Genomic DNA, 14,081 nt, shown 5'->3' with positions numbered 1-14,081 from the left:
CCTGATCAGATCACTTTGCGGGAGGCAGCTTGCTGGCGACTTCAGTGTACAAACGCAGAATATCTGCCGACCTCAAGGCCTTTTTCGCCAGCAAGCTGCCTCCCACAAGTTTTGTCTGTGCCTTGGCTGATCGGTGGTAATGTCTCGACCTGAACCCTCCGTTAGAGGTGCGACGATGCTGGACGACCAGATCCACGATCTGCTTCAGACCCTGACCGACAAGCCACTCCTGGTCCTTACCGGCGCGGGCATCAGCACGGCGTCAGGCATTCCCGACTATCGCGACAAGGACGGCGTGCGGCGTGGCAAGCAGCCGATGATGTATCAGGAATTCCTCAAGGCCCCCAGCGCCCGCCAGCGTTACTGGGCGCGAGCGATGCTCGGCTGGCCGCGTATCCGCCAGGCCGAACCCAATGCCGCGCACCGGGCATTGGCCAGTTTGCAGACGGGTGGACATATCAGTGGGCTTATCACCCAGAATGTCGACGCGCTCCATGATCAGGCGGGCAGCCATGACGTGATCGAGCTGCATGGCAGTCTGCATCGCGTGTACTGCCTGGACTGCCATCAGCGCAGCGACCGGGCCGCAATCCAGGACATCATGGTTGCGCAGAACCCTTACCTTTCGGGCGTCAACGCCATACAGGCGCCCGATGGCGATACCTTGCTGGACGCGTCGTTCGAGATGGATTTCCAGGTTCCCCACTGCCCGTACTGCGAAGGTCAGCGACTGAAACCGGATGTGGTGTTCTTTGGTGAAAACGTTGCAGCCGAAACTGCCGCCAAGGCCACCGAAAGTGTCGAACAGGCCCAAGGGCTGCTGGTGGTCGGCACCTCCCTGATGGCCTGGTCGGCTTTTCGCTTGTGCAAGGCCATGGCCGAGCAAGACAAGCCCATCATTGCCATCAATCAGGGCAAGACCCGCGCAGACGACTTGCTCGACATGAAGATCGAGGCGTCGTGTGAGCAGGTGCTGCCCGTGCTGATGGAACGCCTGGGCTAGAACAGCCCCAACTGGCCACCAATCAAGGTGCTGAAATCGTCATCCACGAACGGCAGGATAGCGTCAGCCACAGGTTGCAGTTGCCGGGTGACGTAATGATCGTAATCGATGGGTGCCTTGCGAATCTCCAGAGGCTCCGGCCCGGCAACGCTGATCACATAGCTGATCCAGCCTCCGCTCTGGTACTGGCGCGGTCGGCCCTGGCTGTCGTTGTACTCATCGGCAAGGCGCGCCGCACGCACATGGGGCGGGACGTTGCGCTGGTAGTCGTCCAGCTTGCGCCGCAGCCGCTTGCGATAGATCAGCAAGTCGTCGAGTTCGCCTGCCAGGGTACGCCGTACATACTCGCGCACGTAATCCTGATAAGGCTGGCGCTTGAATATTCGCAGGTACAGTTCCTGCTGGAATTGCTGCGCCAGCGGTGACCAGTCGGTACGTACGGTTTCCAGCCCCTTGTAGACCATTTCCTCGCTGCCATCGGCGCGGGTTACCAGCCCGGCGTAACGCTTCTTGCTGCCCTCCTCTGCGCCGCGGATGGTCGGCATCAGAAAGCGGCGGAAATGCGTTTCGAACTGCAGCTCAAGGGCGCTGTGCAATCCGTACTCGTTGTGCAGATGCTCGCGCCACCACTGGTTGACGTGCCGAACCAGCGAGCGACCGATATCCGTCGCCTCCTCCTGACCATGTGTGCGCCCCAGCCAGACAAAGGTCGAATCGGTATCGCCGTAGATCACCGTGTAGCCCTGAGCCTGGATCAGCTCACGGGTCTTGAGCATGATTTCGTGGCCCCGCATGGTGATCGACGATGCCAGGCGTGGGTCGAAAAAGCGGCAACCGCTCGACCCCAGCACGCCATAGAAGGCGTTCATGATGATCTTCAGCGCCTGGGACAGCGGCGCATTGTGTTCACGCTTGGCGGTTTCCCGGCCACGCCAGACCCGCTCCACGATGGACGGCAGGCTATGCCGGGTGCGGGAAAAGCGTGCGCCGCGAAAGCCCGGCACGGAATGCTCGTCATCCGGCTGGCGCATGCCTTCGATCAAACCAACAGGATCGATCAGGAAGGAGCGGATAATCGACGGGTACAGACTCTTGTAGTCCAGCACCAGCACGGACTCATACAGGCCGGGCTGGGAGTCCATCACAAAGCCACCGGGGCTGGCCTCCGGCAGGCGCTCGCCGAGGTTGGGCGCGACAAAGCCCTGGCGATGCATCAGCGGAATATACAGATGACAGAATGCGGCCACCGAACCTCCGCTGCGGTCGGCAGGCAGCCCCGTGACCGTTGCGCGTTCCAGCAGGAAAGTCAGTAATTCGGTCTTGGCGAAGATCCGCGTGACCAGTTCGCAGTCCTTGATGTTGTAGCGAGCCAGCGCCGGCTTGTCCTCGGCGAACATGCGGTTGATTTCGTCCATGCGCTGATACGGCGTATCAATCGCCTTGCCTTCGCCCAGCAGGGTCTGCGACACGTTTTCAAGGCTGAACGAAGGGAAACTCCAGGTTGCCGAGCGCAAGGCTTCGATACCGTCGATCACCAGACGTCCACCGATATCGGCAAAGTAATGATTGTCGCGGTTGCCATGCTCGCGCCAGCCCATGGGCTGGTTATCGCGCCCCAATATCAAGGGGACCTGCAAGCGCTTGGCATGCTCATGGAGAACCCGCAGATCGAACTGCACCACATTCCAGCCGATGATTGCATCCGGGTCATGCAGGGCCATCCACTGGTTCAGCCTCTCCAGCAACTGCGCACGGGTGTCGCAATATTCGAGCTGGAAATCCTGGGCCTCATTGCCGCCATTGGCTGGTCCCAGCATGTAGACCTGACGCTGCCCGCAGCCTTCCAGGGCAATGGAATACAGCTCGCCACGGGAGGTGGTTTCGATATCCAGCGAAACCAGTTTCAACTGTGGCCGATAATCGGAGTCGGGCTTGATCTGGGCATTGCACAGCACACCCTGCGCATCAGGCGTACCGCCGAATAGCACGGGCGCGGTAATGAAACGCTCCATCAGATAGCGTTCAGGGGGACGGATGTCGGCTTCATAGACATCCACATTGCCCTTGCGCAACAGTTTCTCGATGTTCATCAACTGCCGATGCTGCTGACAATAGACACCCAGCACCGGGCGGTGCCGGAAATCACAGAGCGCCAGCGGACGCAGCTCTACACCGCGCTCACCGCGCAGCAATTCCTTCGCTCGCTCGCCCTGCTCGGCGGGCACAAAAGCAACGGAAGGCTGGCAAGGCAGGCGGATGTGTCTGGGGCCATGATCGGTGGCCAGCCAGAAGTCGACTTCAGTCCCGGCTGGCGTATCACGCCAGTGTCGGCTCAGGATAAAGCCCTGCTGTAAATCCAACGTGCTGACCTCAAGAAAGTGTTTCAGGTGATGATTCTACCCTTCGATCCCCCGGCCTGAGCGAATTCATTCCTTCAGGCCTTGAATCAGTACAGTTCACAAAACAGAATAAAAATATTTCCCATCTACTGTCTGTTTTTATCCGGTGTGCGTCAGGGCTATGGAAACCCTCCATTTGCACCAAGGATCTTTCATGTCTCGCCCTGCCAGTTCGCTGCATCCCTTGGCACTTGCCATTTTCATGGCCTGCGCCGCGGTGCCCCTGCAAGCCGCCGAATCATCCGTACCTGATCAACAGGCCAGCGTCGTGAAAAGCTTCTCGATCCCGGCCGGAGATCTGAGTGAGGCACTCAATACCCTTGCAGAGCAGGCGCAACTGGTACTGGCATTCGATCCGGCACTGACGCGGGGCAAGCGCAGCAATGGCCTGCAAGGGCAGTTCAGCACTCACGAGGCCATCAGCCGCTTGCTCAGCGGTACGGGCTTGCAGGTTCTGACGGTATCGGCCAATCGTTATCGCATCGAAGCGGCTCCCGAAACCGCCGACGGGACCATGGAGTTGCAGGCCACCAGCATCATCGGGGCTACCCAGGCCGAAAGCGCCAGCGGTCCGGTGTCGGGTTATGTCGCAACCCGTGGACGTACCGGCACCAAGACCGACACGGCACTGATCGAAACGCCGCAGTCGATTTCGGTGGTCACCAAGGACCAGATGAAAGCCCAGGGCGCATCGAGCCTCAATCAGATCCTGCGCTACAGCGCGGCAGTGGTGCCGGAAACCCGTGGCTCTACCGCTTCACGACTGGACCAGATGAGTATTCGCGGCTTCTCCCCGGCAACCTATCTGGACGGCCTGCGAATGCCGGGCAACCGGGATGCGTCACCGCAGAAGGATGCCTTCGATCTGGAGCGTGTCGAAGTGCTGCGCGGCCCCTCTTCCGTGCTGTACGGCCAGGCCAGCCCCAGCGGCGTGGTGAACATGGTCAGCAAGCTGCCGACCGAGACCCCTTTTCGCGAAATCGGGCTCACGTACGGCAACTTCAACAAGAAGCGCACGACCTTCGACTTTGGCGGGCCGATTGACGATCAGGGCGTCTACTCCTATCGCGTGTCCGGGCTGTATGACGATGCGGACGGCCAGATCGAACACACCGAAACCCGTCGCCAGTCCATTGCGACAGCATTCACCTGGCGCCCGAATGAAGACACTTCGCTGACCTTTCTGGCGAATTATCAAAGCGATCCCAAAGGCGCGTCCTACGGGTCGATCCCGGCTTACGGCTCATTGCTGAACAGCCCGACCGGGCGAGATATCGATGTGGACTTCTACGACGGCGAGAAGGATTTCGAGAAAAGCGACCGCGAATATCACGCTGTCGGCTACCTGTTCGAGCATCACCTGAACGATGTCTGGACCTTTCGCCAGAACACCCGCTACCTGCGCAGCGAAGGTATCTATCAGAGCATCTACAACGGCACCGATGCCTTGCAGCCCGATTACCGAACCATGGGCCGCTACACCATCGGCAGCGATGTAAATATGGATTCCTACACCCTTGATAATCAGTTGCAGGCCAGATTCGACACTGGCCCTGTTCAGCACACAGTGCTGTTCGGTGCCGATTATCAGAACACCAGCACCGACACCAAATCCGGGAATGGCAATGGCCCGTCCCTGGATTTGTTCGATCCGGTCTATGGCCGCCCGGTAGCGCCCATCACCTACACCACTGACGCGACCGCCCGCAGTCAGCAGAAAGGCCTGTACCTGCAAGAGCAGTTGAAGTGGGACAAATGGGTGTTGCTGATGGGTGGCCGTTACGACTGGGCTGACAGCACCAACAGCTCGAAGCGAATCGCGACCGGCGTGAAGACCAAAAGCTCGGTGGAAAGTGAAGCCTTCACCGGACGCCTGGGTCTGGTCTATCTGTTCGATAACGGGCTGGCACCTTACATCAGCTATTCCGAATCCTTCGAGCCGCAATCGGGCACGGGCCTGGGCAACAAGCCTTTCGAACCGACCGAGGGCAAGCAGTACGAACTGGGTATCAAATACCAGCCACCGGGCAGTAACAGTTTCATCAGCGCCGCCATCTTCGATTTGCGACGCACCAATGTGCTGACCCCGGACCCGATCGCGACGAATATCTGCAACGGCGCCCGCTGCCAGGTTCAGACCGGCGAAGTCCAGTCACGCGGTTTCGAGCTTGAAGGCAAGGCCAGCCTGAGCGACAACCTGGATATCACGGCTGCTTATGCGTATCTGGACAATCAGGTCAGCAAGTCCAACAGCACGGTGCGGGTCCAGCCGGGCATCGTCGGCCAGGCCAATGGCCCGGTCCAGCCGGCTGAAGGAACAACCCCGCCAGCCATTCCCCGCCACACCGCCTCGGCCTGGGTGGATTACACCTTTCGCGAGGGCAAGCTGGACGGTTTTGGTGTCGGCGCGGGCGCGCGCTATATCGGCTCGACCTGGGGTGATGAAGCCAACAGCCTGAAAGTACCGGGCTACACCCTGTTCGACGCTGCGGCGCACTACGACATTCCAAACCTCTACAACCCGATGGACAACCTGCGCCTGGCGTTGAATGTCTCCAACCTCGCCAACAAGAAATACGTCGCGTCCTGCTATTACTATTCGTGGTGCTGGTACGGCGCACAACGCACCGTACAGGCCAGCGCGACGTATCGTTGGTAGATAAATTGGCTTGCACAACCTAATGCCGAGCAGTTAAGGCATAAACAACACGTGTGGGAGGCAGCTTGCTGGCGAAAAAGGCCTGAAACTGGCAGATATTCTGCGTCGTACGCTGAAAGTCGCCAGCAAGCTGCCTCCCACAAAGTGCACTTCATTGTATGGCTTTAACAAATACTTGCCTGAACTCTTCGATCCCGTGATTCTGTAGTGCCCTCTCCGGAGGGCTACAATCATTCTGGTCCTCATTCACGGAGAGCCCCCATGAAAACCGTTGCCCAATTGCTGAAGCTAAAATCCGAACAACACCAGCAAGTGCATACCATCGGTCCCGATCAGATGGTGCTCGATGCACTCAGGCTGATGGCCGACAAGAATATCGGGGCATTGCCGGTCATAGCGGGCGGTGTGGTTGTAGGGGTGGTCAGCGAGCGTGACTACGCACGCAAGATGATCCTCAAGGGACGCTCGTCTGTCGGTACGCCGGTCAGCGCCATCATGAGCAGCAAGGTGATTACGGTCGATTCACAGCAGAGTGTGGAAACCTGCATGAACATCATGACCGACAATCACCTGCGTCACCTGCCGGTGGTAGAAGGTGGGCAATTGCTGGGGCTGCTGTCCATTGGCGACCTGGTCAAGGAAGCCATCTCGGAACAGGCCAGCCTCATCCAGCAACTGGAGCAGTACATTCGCGGGGATTGAGTTTCAGCATGCACAACGAGTGGGGCTGACAGCGCAGCTCCACTCTTGTTGCGACTTCAATCATCCAGTGTCTTGCCCTGGGCGCCGGCCTTGCCGGGCTTCGCAGCCTTTTCGACAGGAGCCTTGGCTTCAGGCTCCGGTGGCGGTGCGGCAGCTTCACGCTCGCGCATCGGCATCTGATCGATCGTGGCGAAGATCTCCTTGGGATCGATGGCCCCCGCTTTTTCGATCTTCTTCTCACCGTCCTTGCCCACCAGAATGACCTTGGTCTGCACACCGGCACCCAGCTTTAGTTCACGTATCAAGGCCATGGTGGACTGGGCATCCATGGTCTTGCCGTTACGCTCACCGATGGTGTTGACCACGGTATACAAGACCATGTTGCGCTGAGCGAATGCCTCGCGATTGGCGGGTTCATCAAGGGCCTTTTTCAGGCTGATCAGGGTGGGGTCGACCGTGCTGGGAGCAATGATGATCAACGGACGTGTCTTGCCGCGCTCCTGCGCCAGCGGTGCATCGCCGTCGGCCGCAAAGGACGGACCGGCAGCAATCAGCAAGGTGGCGAGGGTCAGGGACCGGATAAGCATGATGGGCTCCTTTCAAATCCATGGGGGTAAGCATTACGCGTAGAGACTCGTAATTCCCAGCGTTGTTCTACCGCATCTGCATCATCACGGTATAGCCCAGGATTTGTCTTTCCCTCGATCCGTTGCTTCAGGCACAGCCCTGAACAGCCCTGCGAGTGACGCTATCCAGTGTCCTGACGATGCCTTGCACAATCATCTCGACCTCTGCGCCAACAAGGATCAGCGGCGGCAAGAGACGAATGGTCTTGCTTCTCGTCACATTGATCAACAAGCCCTGCTGACTGGCAGCAATGGAGGTCAGATCAGCAATGGCCTGTTGCAATTCGATGCCGATCATCAAACCCGAACCACGGATTGCCACTACCTCGGGATGACTGCCCAGCTCTTCACGTAACCGCTCCAACAGGTGCTGCCCTTGCAGGCGAGCGTTCTGCACAAGATTCTGCTGTTCAATGATGTCGATGACGGTACAGGCAGCGCGACAGGCCAGCGGATTACCGCCAAACGTACTGCCATGGCTACCTGGCGTAAACAGCCGGGCAGCCGCACCTTTCGCCAGACAGGCTCCGATGGGGATGCCGTTGCCCAGGCCTTTGGCCAGAGTCATGACATCAGGCACGATACCTTCGTGCTGAAAGGCGAACCATTGCCCGGTACGGCCCATGCCGGTCTGGATTTCATCGAGCATCAGCAACCAGTTGCGCCGCGTGCAACGTTCACGCAAGGCTTTCAGATAGCCCTCAGGGGCGACCTGCACGCCGCCCTCGCCCTGCACAGGTTCGACCAGCACTGCGGCGATGCGATGGCCATGACGCTCACATACCCGGTCAAAGGCCTTCAGATCCCCGAACGCGACCTTGATGAAATCGCCCGGCAAGTTGCTGAAACCCAGCCGCACGGCAGGTCCGTCGCTGGCAGACAAGGTGCCCAGCGTACGTCCGTGAAAGGCGTTGTCCATGACCACCACCAATGGCTGGTCAATACCCTTGTGCCAGCCATGCAGCCGGGCGAGCTTGAGTGCCGTTTCGTTGGCCTCCGCACCTGAATTGTTGAAAAACGCACGCTCCAGGCCCGATAGCCGGGTCAGCTTATGCGCCAATCGTTGCTGCCAATCAATGCTGTACAGATTGGAGGTATGCAACAGTAACCCGGCCTGCTCGGTGATGGCTGCGACCAGCAAGGGATGGGAATGCCCGACATTGGTCACCGCAACACCCGCCACGGCATCAAGGTACTCGCGGCCTGCCTGATCCCACAGACGGGTGCCAAGGCCACGGACAAGATTCAGGTCCAGAGGCTTGTAAGTAGTCATCAGGCAATCGGCAGTCATGGCGTAAAGCTCCAGGGGTGGTCAGACAGTTTTTGCAGTATCGTTAGCCACCAGAGCTGGATAAACAGTGCAACTCTTCAATCATTTTAAACTTGGACTTGATAATGGATTTGCTCCAGGCAATGTCGGTGTACGTAAAAGTCGTGGAAGCCGGCAGCATGACCGGCGCAGCGCAGCAGTGCTCGATCTCCACGACCATGGTCGGCAATCATCTGCGGGCTCTGGAACAACGCCTGGGGGTGAGCCTGCTCAAGCGCACCACCCGGCGTCAGCGCCTGACAGAATTCGGTGCTGCCTATTACGAACGCTGCCTGGAAGTGCTGGGGCTGGTGGCCGCGTCCGAACGGCTGGCCGAGCAGGCTCAGGGCGAACCCACCGGCACGCTGCGCATCACCGCGCCCCTGACGTTCGGCTCGGAAGTGCTGGCTCCGTCCCTGTGCGAGTTCTCGCTGCAGTTCCCCAAGGTCAAGCTGGACCTGGTCCTGACCAACCAGCGCCTGGACTTGCTCGATAACGGTTTCGACGCGGCGATCCGCATGGGCAACGTGCCGGAAAACTCCCGCCTGATTGCACGCCCCTTGCAGGATTACACCCTGACCATTTGCGCTGCACCGGATTACCTGGCCCGTCGCGGTATTCCACAGCGTCCGGAAGATCTGCAACTGCACGACTGTCTGGCCTTCGCCTACCCGGCCGGGGATGACTGGAGCGGCGTGGAGAAACACTGGCGCCTGACCGGGCCGGAGGGTGAAGTCACGGTGGAGATAAGCGGCCCGATGGTGATGAACAGTTCATCAGGCCTGTACCGGACCGCCAGGGTTGGAGCGGGCATCGTCATGCTGCCCGATGCCTATGTGGAACAGGACCTGCGAGACGGTCGGCTGGTTGCGCTATTGCCCGACTATCACTTGCCCAGCAGGCCCATGCATCTGATCTACTCCCCGGATCGCTATCAGTTGCCCAAGTTGCGCAGCTTTGTCGACTTCACCATTGACCGCTGGGGCAAGCAGGCGCCGGAATAAGACCCCGCTTCAAAGCTGTGCCGGCATCCGGAATCTGCGCAATACCGCGACATCGAAGGGGTTGGCCGCTCGCTGGGCGAGCAACAGGTAATTGGCCCGCAGCCCGCCTACATCGGCCTTGAGCACCAGCACATCCCGGCCCTGAAGGTATTCGGTCTGCATCAGGTCCAGCAGGCGGAACAGTGACCATGGCCCGGTAGTTTTCTCGATACCGATGGGCCGTTCTGCCATTCGCTCCAGCACCAGGCTGGCGCGACCGTCATCCGCATCGGTCGGCCATCTGAACGAAACCGGCACCACGGGACCATGGCGATACTCCATCACCTGGTCGCCCAGACGAAACTCGGCACGGCTCACGGCCGGGTCCAGCGTGTAGGGTTCCAGTTTGAACTGCACCAGTGGCTCCTCGGGATTTTCTGCAAAGAAGCTTTTGCGAATGGTGTGCACGCGAGCCATCTGGTCGAGGTAGGCACGGCTGGCAGGCAAGCCTGAACCATCAATGGTGCGCAGGCGATAATGCCCCGGATCACCGCTGACAAAAGGCTTCATGTAGCTGTCGAAAAAGCGCTCTGCCAGCCCCTGAGCCTTGAAGAACTCCCGAAAATCGTTGATGGCCACATCGCTGCTGCTATGGGCATGAAACGGATAACGCTTATCGAGAGACTGTTCATAAAAGCTGTACAGCTCATTCCTGTAACGCTGGTTGATGTGTTGATAGGCTTCACCCAGAACCCAGGACCATGTGGCTTCGGCCAGCCCGTTGAACCATCCGCCAACAGGCTGGGGCAACCGGGCGGATGCATTGCGAAGGTTGCTCAGCGCATCCCGCTGACCCGTCATGCGGACTCTGGCCATCTCGAAAGCCAATAGCTCGGGCTGACCGGATCGCCCAAGGCTGGCCAGTTGCTGTTGCACGTCATTCAAGGCCTGCATGACCGCCAGCAGTTCTGCAGCCGGGCCGTTGTGTTCGTCCAGTAAACGATGCAGGGGCTCGAAACGGCGCTGCAATGACTTCTTCGCCGTGTCCGGCAGTTTGGGAGCCAGGGCCGCGGCCTGATCGGCTGCCGCAGAAGCCACGGCATTCAGCACGCCTGAAGACGCGCCCTCTGCTGCCTGCTCCAGGTTTTCGGCAAGAGTCGGAAACAGCGTGTTATCGCGCACTTGCGTCAGCAGTTGCACCAACGGCGAATTGGCGGCGGTCATGCCGGCTGCCTGAGTTGCCCCGTGCAGGGGGCCTTCAAAGGGCTGCAAGGCAACCTGAGCGACCGCCTCGCTCCAGTGATTGGCGTAATCACGGAAATACAACTGCTCCAGCTCGACCATCAGGCTACGCAGTTCCATGCCGTTCAGGCCTGTGCCTTCGCCCAGCACCCAGTTGTCACGCAGGATGTCATTGACCGCACCAACGCCCTGAGTCACAAAGAATTGTTGGTAGCCTCGGCGGGTATAGAAACCGGGAATCGGGTACTCCGTACCGGCCAACAGACTGGCCTGGGTCCCGATATGCTGACCCAGGCGATAGTCCGCAAGACTGCGGGCCTGCTCGCGCAGGAGCCGATAAACGATAGTAGCCAGGGACTCGCTGCGAAGCGCCTGACGAGCCTGCGCCACCAATGCATCGTTGACCGGGTACTTGAACGGTTGCCGAAGCAGACGCTCCAGATGGCCATTAAGCTCGCTCTGTTCCCTGGGCAGACCTGCATAACGCAAAGCCCAGTCAGCCGCCATCCAGTCTTGCAGCCAGGCCTGGTCGCGGCGCTCGGGCAAGTAGAGCATCAAGTAGGCCCGCAAGCTGCCCAGCAGTTGTTCACGATCCTTCATGCTGGCCTGTATCTGCGCTTCCAGTGTGCGGGCTACACGGGGTAACAACTGGCTTTGCAGTTCAGCCTGATAGGCACTCGAAAGCACCTGATTGCTTGTAGCGCCTTGATAAAGGCCACTGCGCTCATGCAGCGCGACCTCTTCCCTGCCGGGAAAGACCCGGGTGGCCTCATGGCTGAGGTTCAGGGACTTGAGTATCGCCAGAGTATCGGTCTGGGCATTCATGCCCGAACGTTGCTGGGTCCATTGCTGAGCCAGGTGGCGAATACGCTCCAGACGATCATGATTGGCGCTGAAACCGTTCGCCCAGAGCGCGCCGAACAACACCAATACCACCAGGGCCGCACAATACGCTGCGCGTCGAATCCAGCTCATCCGCTGACGCTCGCCCTTGTCCATCATGGCCAGGGCCGCTTCGGGAAAGATCACCCGACTCAAAAGCTGACGAATGAAGCGCGGCCGCCCGGCGTGCATGCCTGGCAATGCTCTGGTGTTGATCGGGGCGTGCTCACCCTCCTCTGCACCGATCTCTTGAAGGCTTGAGAGCAAGTGAGGCGCACGGGTCAAATAAAAACCTCGTAACTGAGTGGCACGCTGATAGCGACTGCCAGTAAAAGCCATCTCCGCGAACAGACACAATCGATGCCCGATCCCCCCAAGCTGATCGGGAAACCCGAGCATTCGCCCACGGCGCTGCGGGTCATATTCCTGATGAATACGCATGATGACCTGACTGCCAATACGTCGCAGCAGCGCTTCGAATTCCTGCCTGAGCACATCGGGATCACTGCCTCGCTGATCCTGGCCGAACGTTGCGCCCAGCACCTGCTCGCCCTCTTCCCTGGACAGAGGGTCGAAAAATTCATCGAATCCCGCCAGCGAGTCGGCCTTGGTCAACACCAGATACACCGGCACGTCGACACGCAACTGACGGTGCAACTCATCCAGACGGCTGCGCACCGCTTCCGCCATCATTTCCAGACGGACTTCGTCGTTACCGGACAGGATTTCGACGGGCAATGTCACCAGCACACCATTGACGGGACAGGTACGCCGACGATTGCGCAGCAGCCCCAGCAACGTCAGCCAGGCACTGGCATCGACCGGAGGCTGACCCTGCTCCAGATAACGGCCCGGCGTATCGATGATCACCGCCTGATCGGCAAAGTACCAATCGCTGCTGGCGGTACCCCGGGTATCGCGGGTCAGCTTGCGTTCGACCTTGTTGAGCGGGAAGTCCAGGCCGGAAAAGTCCAGCAGACTGGTCTTGCCACTCCCGGTCGGCCCGATCAACAGGTACCAGGGCAAGTGCTTCCCCTCACCGCCATACAGGCTGGAGAGTCTGATGACGCGCAAGGCGTCCTTGAAGCGAGCGGATAATTCCTTGTGTTCCTTTTCAATCAGGGCCTGCTGACGAAGCTGTTCCTGGCCTGCGGTATTGGACTCCTTCTGCTTCCTGTCTGCCGCGCTGCGCCAACTGACGAAAACCATGCCCAGCCCCCACAGCAGAAACAACAGGCTCACGGACAAGAGCCGGGATGTCGGACTTTCCCAGAACTTGTGATCGGCCACGGCCAGCAACGGCCCCGCGAACCAGATGCACAGCGCCACAAACAATACCGACAGCAGCGTCCAGACCCATGTCTTGCACAACAGGGCTGCCAGTTTCTTCAAGAGGTTTTTCATTGCATGTCTCTATTTACGACCGGGGACGTGAGTACTTCGGAATGGACTTGCCGATAGGGTTTGAGCACCTTCTCGCGCTGCTCGGCCAGCACCCAGGCGAACCCCGAGTACATGGCGGCCAGGCTCACGAAAGTAAACAAGCCGATCAGCCACCAGGGCGCAGTGCGAACGGTCGAACCCTGCTGTGTCTGTAACCCATGCCAGTGTGGCGACAGTTCTGCGCAGACATCCCCACGCAATTGCCGGATCTGTCGGTAAAGGCCGTCACGAATGCCTTCCAGCTCGATATGGCCGCGCTTCATCACGCGGTATTTGCCTTCAAACCCCAATGACAGGCACAGATACATCAACTCAAGCATGGGTAAATGCCGGGCCGGATTGCTCGACAAGCGCTCCAGCAGCTGGAAGAACTTTTCTCCGCCAAAGGTTTCCTGATGGAAATGGCTCAACAGGCTCATCGTCGACCACTCACCGCCCCACGGAGTGGTCAGGACGGTTTCATCGAGCACCGTACACAGCACATAGCGGGCAGCCAGCAATTGATCGTTTTCTATCCCGTCCTGCCGGGCTCGGGCCTCGAAAAGCTTGATGCACCGGACAAGCCTGCGGTTCAGTGCGTGAAGCTCCCCCGCCTCTGCACTTGCACTGCCTGCCAGCTCGACGACTTGTGCCAGCAGATCACTCGCGGCCGCGACCAGAGGATTGATGTTGATGCTGAACGTTTGCGCCGGTGCCAGGCGTGCGGTGTAGGTCAGGCGCTCTTCGAGCTGTTCGAAACCTGATGGCCTGGTGAAATCAGTCAGGCCTCCATGGGCAGTACCCTGTTGATGAACCACGCTGTCGTCGTGGTCGTTCTCCCTGTCAAAGCGCAT

At 59.4% G+C, this 14,081-nt stretch carries 9 protein-coding genes; 4 read left to right on the top strand and 5 right to left on the bottom strand.

The genetic code is table 11. The annotated features are described in order from the left end of the window. Positions 1–175 precede the first annotated feature (175 nt). Positions 176–1,003, top strand: a complete 828-nt coding sequence (locus tag KQP88_RS11600) for an NAD-dependent protein deacetylase (RefSeq protein ID WP_216705752.1) — start codon at positions 176–178, stop codon at positions 1,001–1,003. Here KQP88_RS11600 and KQP88_RS11595 read toward each other — a convergent pair. Beyond that, entirely contained in the window at positions 1,000–3,363 is a 2,364-nt protein-coding gene (locus KQP88_RS11595; RefSeq protein WP_216705751.1) for a DNA polymerase II, read from the bottom strand. The two genes, KQP88_RS11600 and KQP88_RS11595, sit on opposite strands and share 4 nt — an antisense overlap. 193 nt (positions 3,364–3,556) lie before the next feature. Here KQP88_RS11595 and KQP88_RS11590 point away from each other — a divergent pair, with 193 nt between their 5' ends. Together KQP88_RS11590 and KQP88_RS11585 are read left to right on the top strand one after the other, a co-directional pair. Beyond that, complete coding sequence (locus KQP88_RS11590) at positions 3,557–6,061, top strand: TonB-dependent siderophore receptor (protein WP_216705750.1); 2,505 nt, start codon at positions 3,557–3,559, stop codon at positions 6,059–6,061. A gap of 261 nt (positions 6,062–6,322) precedes the next feature. Further along, on the top strand, positions 6,323–6,763 hold the full coding sequence (locus KQP88_RS11585) for a CBS domain-containing protein (protein ID WP_200992360.1): 441 nt from the start codon (positions 6,323–6,325) through the stop codon (positions 6,761–6,763). A 56-nt stretch (positions 6,764–6,819) separates the two neighbouring features. On the opposite strand, the gene KQP88_RS11580 is transcribed toward KQP88_RS11585, so the two are convergent. Then, a complete protein-coding gene (locus KQP88_RS11580; RefSeq protein ID WP_200992361.1) occupies positions 6,820–7,350 on the bottom strand; it encodes a DUF4174 domain-containing protein in 531 nt (176 codons plus the stop codon). A gap of 127 nt (positions 7,351–7,477) precedes the next feature. Next, positions 7,478–8,680, bottom strand: coding sequence for an aspartate aminotransferase family protein (locus KQP88_RS11575; RefSeq protein WP_216705749.1), 1,203 nt, complete (start codon positions 8,678–8,680; stop codon positions 7,478–7,480). 104 nt (positions 8,681–8,784) lie between these two features. On the opposite strand from KQP88_RS11575, the gene KQP88_RS11570 reads away from it, so the two are divergent. Continuing rightward, positions 8,785–9,702, top strand: a complete 918-nt coding sequence (locus tag KQP88_RS11570) for a LysR family transcriptional regulator (protein WP_200992363.1) — start codon at positions 8,785–8,787, stop codon at positions 9,700–9,702. 9 nt (positions 9,703–9,711) lie between these two features. Here the strand turns inward: KQP88_RS11570 and tssM are convergent, their stop codons facing one another. Together tssM and icmH are read right to left on the bottom strand one after the other, a co-directional pair. After that, positions 9,712–13,209: a type VI secretion system membrane subunit TssM gene (tssM, locus tag KQP88_RS11565; RefSeq protein ID WP_216705748.1), complete on the bottom strand. Its 3,498-nt coding sequence runs from the start codon at positions 13,207–13,209 to the stop codon at positions 9,712–9,714. Then, a complete protein-coding gene (gene icmH / locus KQP88_RS11560) occupies positions 13,206–14,081 on the bottom strand; it encodes a type IVB secretion system protein IcmH/DotU (protein WP_216705747.1) in 876 nt (291 codons plus the stop codon). Before icmH ends, tssM begins: the two co-directional genes overlap by 4 nt.

The sequence above is a fragment of the Pseudomonas lijiangensis genome (assembly GCF_018968705.1).
Classification (GTDB): Bacteria; Pseudomonadota; Gammaproteobacteria; order Pseudomonadales; family Pseudomonadaceae; genus Aquipseudomonas; species Aquipseudomonas lijiangensis.
Note: the sequence above shows the minus strand (reverse complement) of the source record. Positions and strands in the feature narration are given on the sequence as shown.

Excerpts from the sequence above, each read along its gene's own strand:
- KQP88_RS11600 (WP_216705752.1), top strand. The coding sequence starts at position 176 with ATGCTGGACGACCAGATCCACGATCTGCTTCAGACCCTGACCGACAAG.
- KQP88_RS11590 (WP_216705750.1), top strand. The coding sequence starts at position 3,557 with ATGTCTCGCCCTGCCAGTTCGCTGCATCCCTTGGCACTTGCCATTTTC.
- KQP88_RS11585 (WP_200992360.1), top strand. The coding sequence starts at position 6,323 with ATGAAAACCGTTGCCCAATTGCTGAAGCTAAAATCCGAACAACACCAG.
- KQP88_RS11580 (WP_200992361.1), bottom strand. The coding sequence starts at position 7,350 with ATGCTTATCCGGTCCCTGACCCTCGCCACCTTGCTGATTGCTGCCGGT.
- KQP88_RS11575 (WP_216705749.1), bottom strand. The coding sequence starts at position 8,680 with ATGACTGCCGATTGCCTGATGACTACTTACAAGCCTCTGGACCTGAAT.
- KQP88_RS11570 (WP_200992363.1), top strand. The coding sequence starts at position 8,785 with ATGGATTTGCTCCAGGCAATGTCGGTGTACGTAAAAGTCGTGGAAGCC.
- tssM (WP_216705748.1), bottom strand. The coding sequence starts at position 13,209 with ATGAAAAACCTCTTGAAGAAACTGGCAGCCCTGTTGTGCAAGACATGG.
- icmH (WP_216705747.1), bottom strand. The coding sequence starts at position 14,081 with ATGCGCTTTGACAGGGAGAACGACCACGACGACAGCGTGGTTCATCAA.